Genomic DNA, 6,665 nt, shown 5'->3' with positions numbered 1-6,665 from the left:
CTTTGCCAACAAATCTCAGCTTACAATCTGAAATATTCTCGGATCATATGTATCGGAATCAACAACAGATACTCTGCAATTGATCCATCGAAGTTTTTTATTTATACTGTCCTGCAATTCCTTCATAATCATCTTTTTAGTCCGTGTTTTTGTACCAAAATCACCTTCCAGAAACAATATCACATATTTCTTTTTTGAATCATTCGAAAAACTATCTCCTGACAGAAATTGAATATATTCTTTTAATTCATTCAAACACTCTTTTGTGTTTCCAAAGGATTTTGCTCCAACCAAAGCTGCTACTGTCATTGCTGTTTTCTGTGCCATTTCAATATCCAGACTATCGCGTCCTTCCACGTTAACGGATGTACGGGTTGTATCGCGTTTTCGGTTATCCGGCACAATTCTCCACCGATTGTTACCTTCATCTCCGGTACAATTTTTTACTTCTATAAATGCGATCTTATCTTTAGCAACAGAAATAAAATCAACACCTTTTGCCTCTGGCAATTTATTAAAGTAGTCTCGATAAAATTTTGTATCATCAAATTTTATCACTGTATCATTTTCTGCAAACTGAAACTTTAATCTGCTTTCTTCCCTTAAGTTATTCTCCATAAATAATCCCCTGTTCTCTATCGTACATTGCATCAAACTCCTGCATGATTGCATTATGCTCCAAATCCGATGCTGAATTTTTCATCTCATAGTGCACATCCATCGTTTTTTCATCTCTAAATAATGAAATAAACTTGATATCCAGTTTTTGGGGATTTAGCTCAGGATAAGAGGCTACCATATTAAATTCCTGCTGAATAAAATAATCATGTGTGGAAACAAAAATCTGCACTCCCATCTGAGCTAAGACTACCATCACCTGTACAATCGGGCGAATCATTTTAGGGTTCATATTCGTTTCCGGTTCATCCCAAAATAAGATAGTATTTTTATTCAAACTTCCAGAAAGAATCATATATATAATCATAGATAGTTTCCTGTAACCATCTGAAAGTAATCCCATCTCAAATTCACCTTCACCTTTTATTTTGAAATAGAATTTCTTGTTTTTCTGAACAATTTGTCCTTTCATAATATCTTCCAGATTACTTAACACCTGATTCTGTTCAGTAATGTTAGGACCTTTTGAAAGCGGTCTATCCAATAGTTTTGCAAGATCATAATACATTTCTTCAAAGTCTATATGATATTCGTCATATAGTGATACGAAATGCTCTACTGTAGAAATCATTTCTTTTGTAGGAATATATATAACATCATACTTTTTTATTTTTTCATCACGCTCAATAGAAACATCCGCATGATTTTCCTGCCTGTTTCCAAATCCAACCGAGATTTTTTGTTTCTTTTCTAAATCAATAGAAAAATCCGTTCGATTGCTTCCCTGCTTTCGGCTTACAAGTCTGCCAATTTTCATTTCATCCGGTCGAAACACACCTTGAATCTTTTTGACATAAACCTGTTCTTCCATCTCCTTTGTAAGATTATCTTTGCCCCCACTACTAAGTGGCTTTATCAAAGAATACATCACTTTCAAAAGTGTTGTTTTGCCAGTACTGTTTTCTCCGCAAATAATGTTAATATTATCCGACCAATTTATTTCAGCTTTCTCAAAAGCCATAAAATTATTTAACGTTAATTTTTTAATTTTCATTTTCAATTCACCTCATTCACTCTATATTTTTGCCAGCAAATCCACCTTTAATGCTTTCTTTCCTTCCTGTGCTACTTCCTCACCCTGGAATTTCGCATAGTTGACCTTGACGCCATCGTCCAGATCAATCTCAATCCTCTGGTTTGCCACATGTGCAATCGCCTGATCATATGTCTGCATCTCTGCCAGCTGCTTCGTATACTTCGATACTGCTTTCATTATCTGCCATCTTGATCACCCGCCTTTGTGTTTTATCTTAACACATTTTGATCATCTTATGTCGCATCACAAGGGACATTTTCAATGACAGATCTCCTCCGAATCCAGCATCACGGTAAACGGTCCATCATTTAACAATGATACCTTCATATCTGCCCCAAAGACTCCTGCTCCCACTTCAAAGCCCCTGTCACGCAGGCTCTTTAATACATATTCATAGAGTTCCTCCGCCAGCTTCGGATTGCCCGCCTTTACAAAGGAAGGGCGGTTTCCCTTGCGGCAGTCCGCATACAGGGTGAACTGGGATACCACGAGAAAGTTTCCGCCCACATCGGCAATCGCCTTATTTGTCTTACCGTTTTCATCCTCGAAGATCCGGAGCTTCACCATCTTGTCGATCATCTTGTCCGCAATCTCTATGGTGTCCTCCTCAGCTACTCCCACAAATACAAGAAATCCATGACCAACACTTCCGGTAACCTCGCCGTCAACTGTGACAGATGCTTCTCTAACTCTCTGAATCAATAATTTCATCTTTATTTCCTCCATCGTATAGAATTTTGTTTCATTTATCCCTCTAATATATAATATACCAAATTTTTTGTATTCAACAATCCTATATTTTATTTTTTCCGTCCGCCTCCATTCCATGGATGATCGTTTTTCTTATTTTTCTACAAGCTGATCGCTGTGAGATCAAAAAACGGTCACATAGGACGGATTAGGGACTTTCCCCCCATTAACGACGTGCGCCGCAAGGCACACAACAAAGACCGTCATAACATTTCTGCTATGCCGGTCTTTGAAAACCTCTCTTCTTTTGTATCTTTTTACTTGTAACTTCTCTTTAGAAAATTAACCAATCCGTTTTTCCATACTTTTTCATCATGCTTTCCTTTTGGATACAAATACCATATATGATCCACATTATTTTCCACCAGTTTTTCATGATAATCCTGTGGATTGCTTCCAACCGTCCCATCCGCATCTCCAGTACACAGAAGCACTGTCTGCGGCTTTGTTTTCCATCCATCCAATGTCAAAATACCAGTATCCAGTGTCGGTGCTGCTGAGAAAGAACCTATATAATTGAAGTGATCCTTAATGGCAAACCCCAGTCTGAGAGCCTCCATTCCTCCCATGGAAAGACCACATACACCGGTATCCTCCCGCTTCGATGACACACCATAATTTGCCAGCACATACGGTTCTAAATCCTGGATAAACTCTTTTTCAAACTTAGTAAATGCTTCTATATTTTCCGCTGAAAATGTGTCTTTATTCAATCCATCTTTTGGAACAATACTTGGTATCACTGCAACAACCGGCTGCAATTCTCCCGTATATATCATATTGCTCAATATCTCATTCAAATACATATATCTCCACTGCCCACGATCACATCCAATGCCGTGTAACAGATAAAGAACCGGATATTTTTTTGATGAATCATACTCCGGCGGCAGATAAACATAAGCTTCCCGTTCTGCACCCACAATCTCTGAAGGATATGTCATCTCTTCAAAGTTTCCCAACGGTACCCCTTGCTTTTTTCCCGTATACTGCTTCATATCCGGGTGAAAATATTGCTGAAATGCTTCCTTCGTTCCACTTGTCTTTCCAATTTCCCACTCCTGCTCCGGAGATAATGTAACCGTCTGTGACGGTATTGGTGTTGCTGTCGCAGTCGCAGTCGCTGTTGGCACCGCCGGAGACGGCTCCGGTATTACCGGCTTCTGCGTTACAGCCTCTGCCGGTTTCTTTACATCTTTTACAGTAACCTTCCATACATACTTTTTCATTTGAACAATTGCTGTCACAGTAGTCTTTCCGGTCTTTTTACCACAAACAATCCCTTTACTATTTACTGTCGCAACTTTTTTGTTTCCGGAACTCCATTTTACTGTTTTATTTTTCTTTTTCACTTTAAGCTTTTTCTTCTGCCCTACAGAAAGTATAAGCTTTTTACTGCTTATTACCGTTTTCTTCTTTTGAGCAGACACTCCCATTCCTAATATACCAGAAATCAACAATCCAGCGACTAAACATAGAAAAGCTATTTTTTTAATACATTGTTTTATTTTCATATAAACTTCCTCCCTCGTACTGTTTTCTTGACAATCCTGCAAGAAAAGACTAACATAATATCCACATAAATAAAATATCTATTTCCGACCATTACATATATAATAGCGACTTTTTAATCGTTTACACCCGACATCAAAGGATTTTGAAAGGAGTCTTCTTATGGAATTACAATCCTATATTTCTTGCATTTCAGACACTCTTCCAACTTTTTCATTAGCCGGCGAAGTCCATGTTCCATCTCCCAATAAACATTTTGAAAGAACTCCGCAAAACCGAATTCTCTACATTATTACAGATGGTACTATGCAGATTATAGAAGATACGAAACTATATACACTCACTGCAGGTGACATTATAATCTTTTCCCCCGGCAAATGCCACTGTGGTATTCTCACAAATGATCATGTTGACTATTATTACATTCATTTTTATTGGAATTCCATGCAGGACATAACAATGACATCGGAAGAATATATTCATCAAAAAGTAAATAGACAAACATTTTCTCCAGATCATCCTGCCTGTCTGGACACCCTGATACTTCCCAAATATTTTCATCCGACACACTCATGTTTTAATGAAATAACAAACCAGACACAACATCTGTTGAAAACATGTTCTACAAGCGAACTTCATCAACAGCCGGTAAACAACGCTCTTTTGTTTATTCTTTTGTTACAAATGTCACGTTCAGAATTGTCCCGCATTTTACATACCGGATCTGATAATCTTTCTCTCCCATTTCAGATTTGTGATTATTTAAAAACCCATTATTCACAAAAGATTACCGGTGCTGTACTGGAAAATATTTTTCACCATAATTTTGACTATATGAACCGCCGCTTCAAACAATATACCGGCATGACTATTTTTACATTTCTGGAAAATTACAAAATCGAACAAAGCAAAAAGCTTTTGCAAAGCCGTCAGTTTACAATATCCGAAATTGCAGAAACTCTCGGCTTTTGTAACCCGTTTTATTTTAGCAGAGTATTCAAAAAACATGAAAAGATCACACCAAAGGAATATCAGATGAAATTATAGATTTCCTACTACATTAAAACGGGGGACGATATGTACCATTTTCGGTACACATCGTCCCCTGTCATATTTATTTTACGGACTGCAATAATTGTATCCGTTACCGAACCTCTTCACAATCATTCCGGTTCTCTATAATACATCATTAATCCAGATTCGTATATCCCATCAGGAACTGATCCACCTCTTTGGCTACATGGCGTCCCTCATTGATGCCCCATACAACCAGTGACTGTCCACGATGCATATCACCCGCTGTAAATACCTTATCCACGCTTGTCTTAAACTCTCCCGGAGCCGTCTCCACATTGGTACGGGCATTGAGCTTCACACCAAATGCCTTTGCCACATAATCCTGTGCTCCCAGGAAACCTGCAGCGATCAGTACCACATCTGCCGGCATTTCAAACTCACTTCCGGCAATCTCTGTCATATTCATCCGGCCGGTCTTCGGGTCTTTCTTTGCCTCCAGCTTTACAAGCTTCACTTTTTTGAGCTTGCCGTTTTTATCAGCGATAAACTCCTTGACCGTAGTCTGATAGATACGAGGATCGTGTCCAAAGACGGCAATCGCCTCCTCCTGACCGTAATCTGTCTTGCAGACTCTCGGCCACTCCGGCCAAGGATTGGAGGCTGCACGCTCATCCGGAAGCTTTGGCATCATCTCAAGCTGTGTGACAGACTTGGCTCCCTGACGGACCGCCGTTCCCACACAATCATTTCCGGTATCTCCACCGCCAATAACAATGACATTCTTACCTTTGGTATCTACCCAGCCCTCTTTCTTGCCGGTGAGTACATGCTTTGTAGAACGTGTCAGGAAATCCACAGCGAAGTAGATTCCATCGGCTTCTCTTCCCTTTGCCTTGATATCACGTGGATTGGAAGCACCGCATGCAAGGATCACGCTGTCATATTCCTTCAGCAGATCTGCTGCCTTCACATCTTTTCCCACATCGGCATTGACAACAAACTTTACGCCTTCTTCTTCCATGACCTTCTGCTTCCGGTCAATCACCCATTTTTCCAGCTTCATATTCGGGATACCATACATCAGAAGACCACCGATATGATCATTTCTCTCATATACCGTAACGGAATGACCACGGCGGTTCAACTGGTCAGCTGCTGCCAGTCCGGAAGGGCCGGAGCCTATCACGGCAACCTTTTTGCCGGTGCGTGTCTTTGGCGGCTGAGGTCCCATCAGATCATTGGCATAGCCATACTCGATAATGGCGTTTTCGTTTGCCTTGCAGGTGACCGGTGTGTCATTCAGACCACAGGTACAGGCTGCTTCACAGAGTGCAGGACACACTCTGGAAGTAAACTCTGGAAAATTATTGGTCTGGCGCAAAAGCTGCAGTGCCTTTTTATAATTACCATGATATAAAAGATCATTCCACTCCGGCACCAGATTGTTCAGAGGACAACCGGAAGCCATTCCGGCGATCATCATACCGGACTGACAAAACGGTACGCCACAGTTCATACATCTTGCCGCCTGCTCTCTGCGTTCCTTCTCTCTCATCGGTGTATGAAATTCATTAAAGTTCTTGATACGTTCCAGTGGTTCCACTGCCTGATTATTTTTTCTCTCATATTCTAAAAATCCCGTTGGTTTACCCATGATGATTCTCCTTTCCAA

Annotated in this window: 7 protein-coding genes; 1 reads left to right on the top strand and 6 read right to left on the bottom strand. The window is 40.1% G+C overall.

What is annotated here, in order from left to right:
• Positions 1 to 15 precede the first annotated feature (15 nt).
• The 5 genes from H8704_RS09945 to H8704_RS09925 form a co-directional block, all read right to left on the bottom strand.
• Positions 16 to 558, bottom strand: a complete 543-nt coding sequence (locus H8704_RS09945; RefSeq protein ID WP_249298180.1) for a DUF6661 family protein — start codon at positions 556 to 558, stop codon at positions 16 to 18.
• A 49-nt stretch (positions 559 to 607) separates the two neighbouring features.
• On the bottom strand, positions 608 to 1,672 hold the full coding sequence (locus tag H8704_RS09940) for an AAA family ATPase (RefSeq protein WP_249298179.1): 1,065 nt from the start codon (positions 1,670 to 1,672) through the stop codon (positions 608 to 610).
• Positions 1,673 to 1,693: 21 nt separating this feature from the next.
• Complete coding sequence (locus tag H8704_RS09935; RefSeq protein WP_249298178.1) at positions 1,694 to 1,891, bottom strand: BREX-1 system adenine-specific DNA-methyltransferase PglX; 198 nt, start codon at positions 1,889 to 1,891, stop codon at positions 1,694 to 1,696.
• 81 nt (positions 1,892 to 1,972) lie between these two features.
• Complete coding sequence (gene dtd, locus H8704_RS09930) at positions 1,973 to 2,425, bottom strand: D-aminoacyl-tRNA deacylase (RefSeq protein WP_249298177.1); 453 nt, start codon at positions 2,423 to 2,425, stop codon at positions 1,973 to 1,975.
• Positions 2,426 to 2,721: 296 nt separating this feature from the next.
• Positions 2,722 to 3,978, bottom strand: coding sequence for an alpha/beta hydrolase-fold protein (locus tag H8704_RS09925; protein ID WP_249298176.1), 1,257 nt, complete (start codon positions 3,976 to 3,978; stop codon positions 2,722 to 2,724).
• A 160-nt stretch (positions 3,979 to 4,138) separates the two neighbouring features.
• On the opposite strand from H8704_RS09925, the gene H8704_RS09920 reads away from it, so the two are divergent.
• Entirely contained in the window at positions 4,139 to 5,023 is an 885-nt protein-coding gene (locus tag H8704_RS09920; RefSeq protein ID WP_249298175.1) for a helix-turn-helix domain-containing protein, read from the top strand.
• Between the two features lie 142 nt (positions 5,024 to 5,165).
• Here the strand turns inward: H8704_RS09920 and H8704_RS09915 are convergent, their stop codons facing one another.
• Positions 5,166 to 6,647, bottom strand: a complete 1,482-nt coding sequence (locus tag H8704_RS09915; RefSeq protein ID WP_022463379.1) for a glutamate synthase subunit beta — start codon at positions 6,645 to 6,647, stop codon at positions 5,166 to 5,168.
• Positions 6,648 to 6,665 lie beyond the last annotated feature (18 nt).

Source organism: Jutongia huaianensis (assembly GCF_014384985.1).
GTDB lineage: Bacteria > Bacillota > Clostridia > Lachnospirales > Lachnospiraceae > Jutongia > Jutongia huaianensis.
Note: the sequence above shows the minus strand (reverse complement) of the source record. Positions and strands in the feature narration are given on the sequence as shown.

Excerpts from the sequence above, each read along its gene's own strand:
- H8704_RS09925 (WP_249298176.1), bottom strand. The coding sequence starts at position 3,978 with ATGAAAATAAAACAATGTATTAAAAAAATAGCTTTTCTATGTTTAGTC.
- H8704_RS09935 (WP_249298178.1), bottom strand. The coding sequence starts at position 1,891 with ATGAAAGCAGTATCGAAGTATACGAAGCAGCTGGCAGAGATGCAGACA.
- H8704_RS09920 (WP_249298175.1), top strand. The coding sequence starts at position 4,139 with ATGGAATTACAATCCTATATTTCTTGCATTTCAGACACTCTTCCAACT.
- dtd (WP_249298177.1), bottom strand. The coding sequence starts at position 2,425 with ATGAAATTATTGATTCAGAGAGTTAGAGAAGCATCTGTCACAGTTGAC.
- H8704_RS09940 (WP_249298179.1), bottom strand. The coding sequence starts at position 1,672 with ATGAAAATTAAAAAATTAACGTTAAATAATTTTATGGCTTTTGAGAAA.
- H8704_RS09915 (WP_022463379.1), bottom strand. The coding sequence starts at position 6,647 with ATGGGTAAACCAACGGGATTTTTAGAATATGAGAGAAAAAATAATCAG.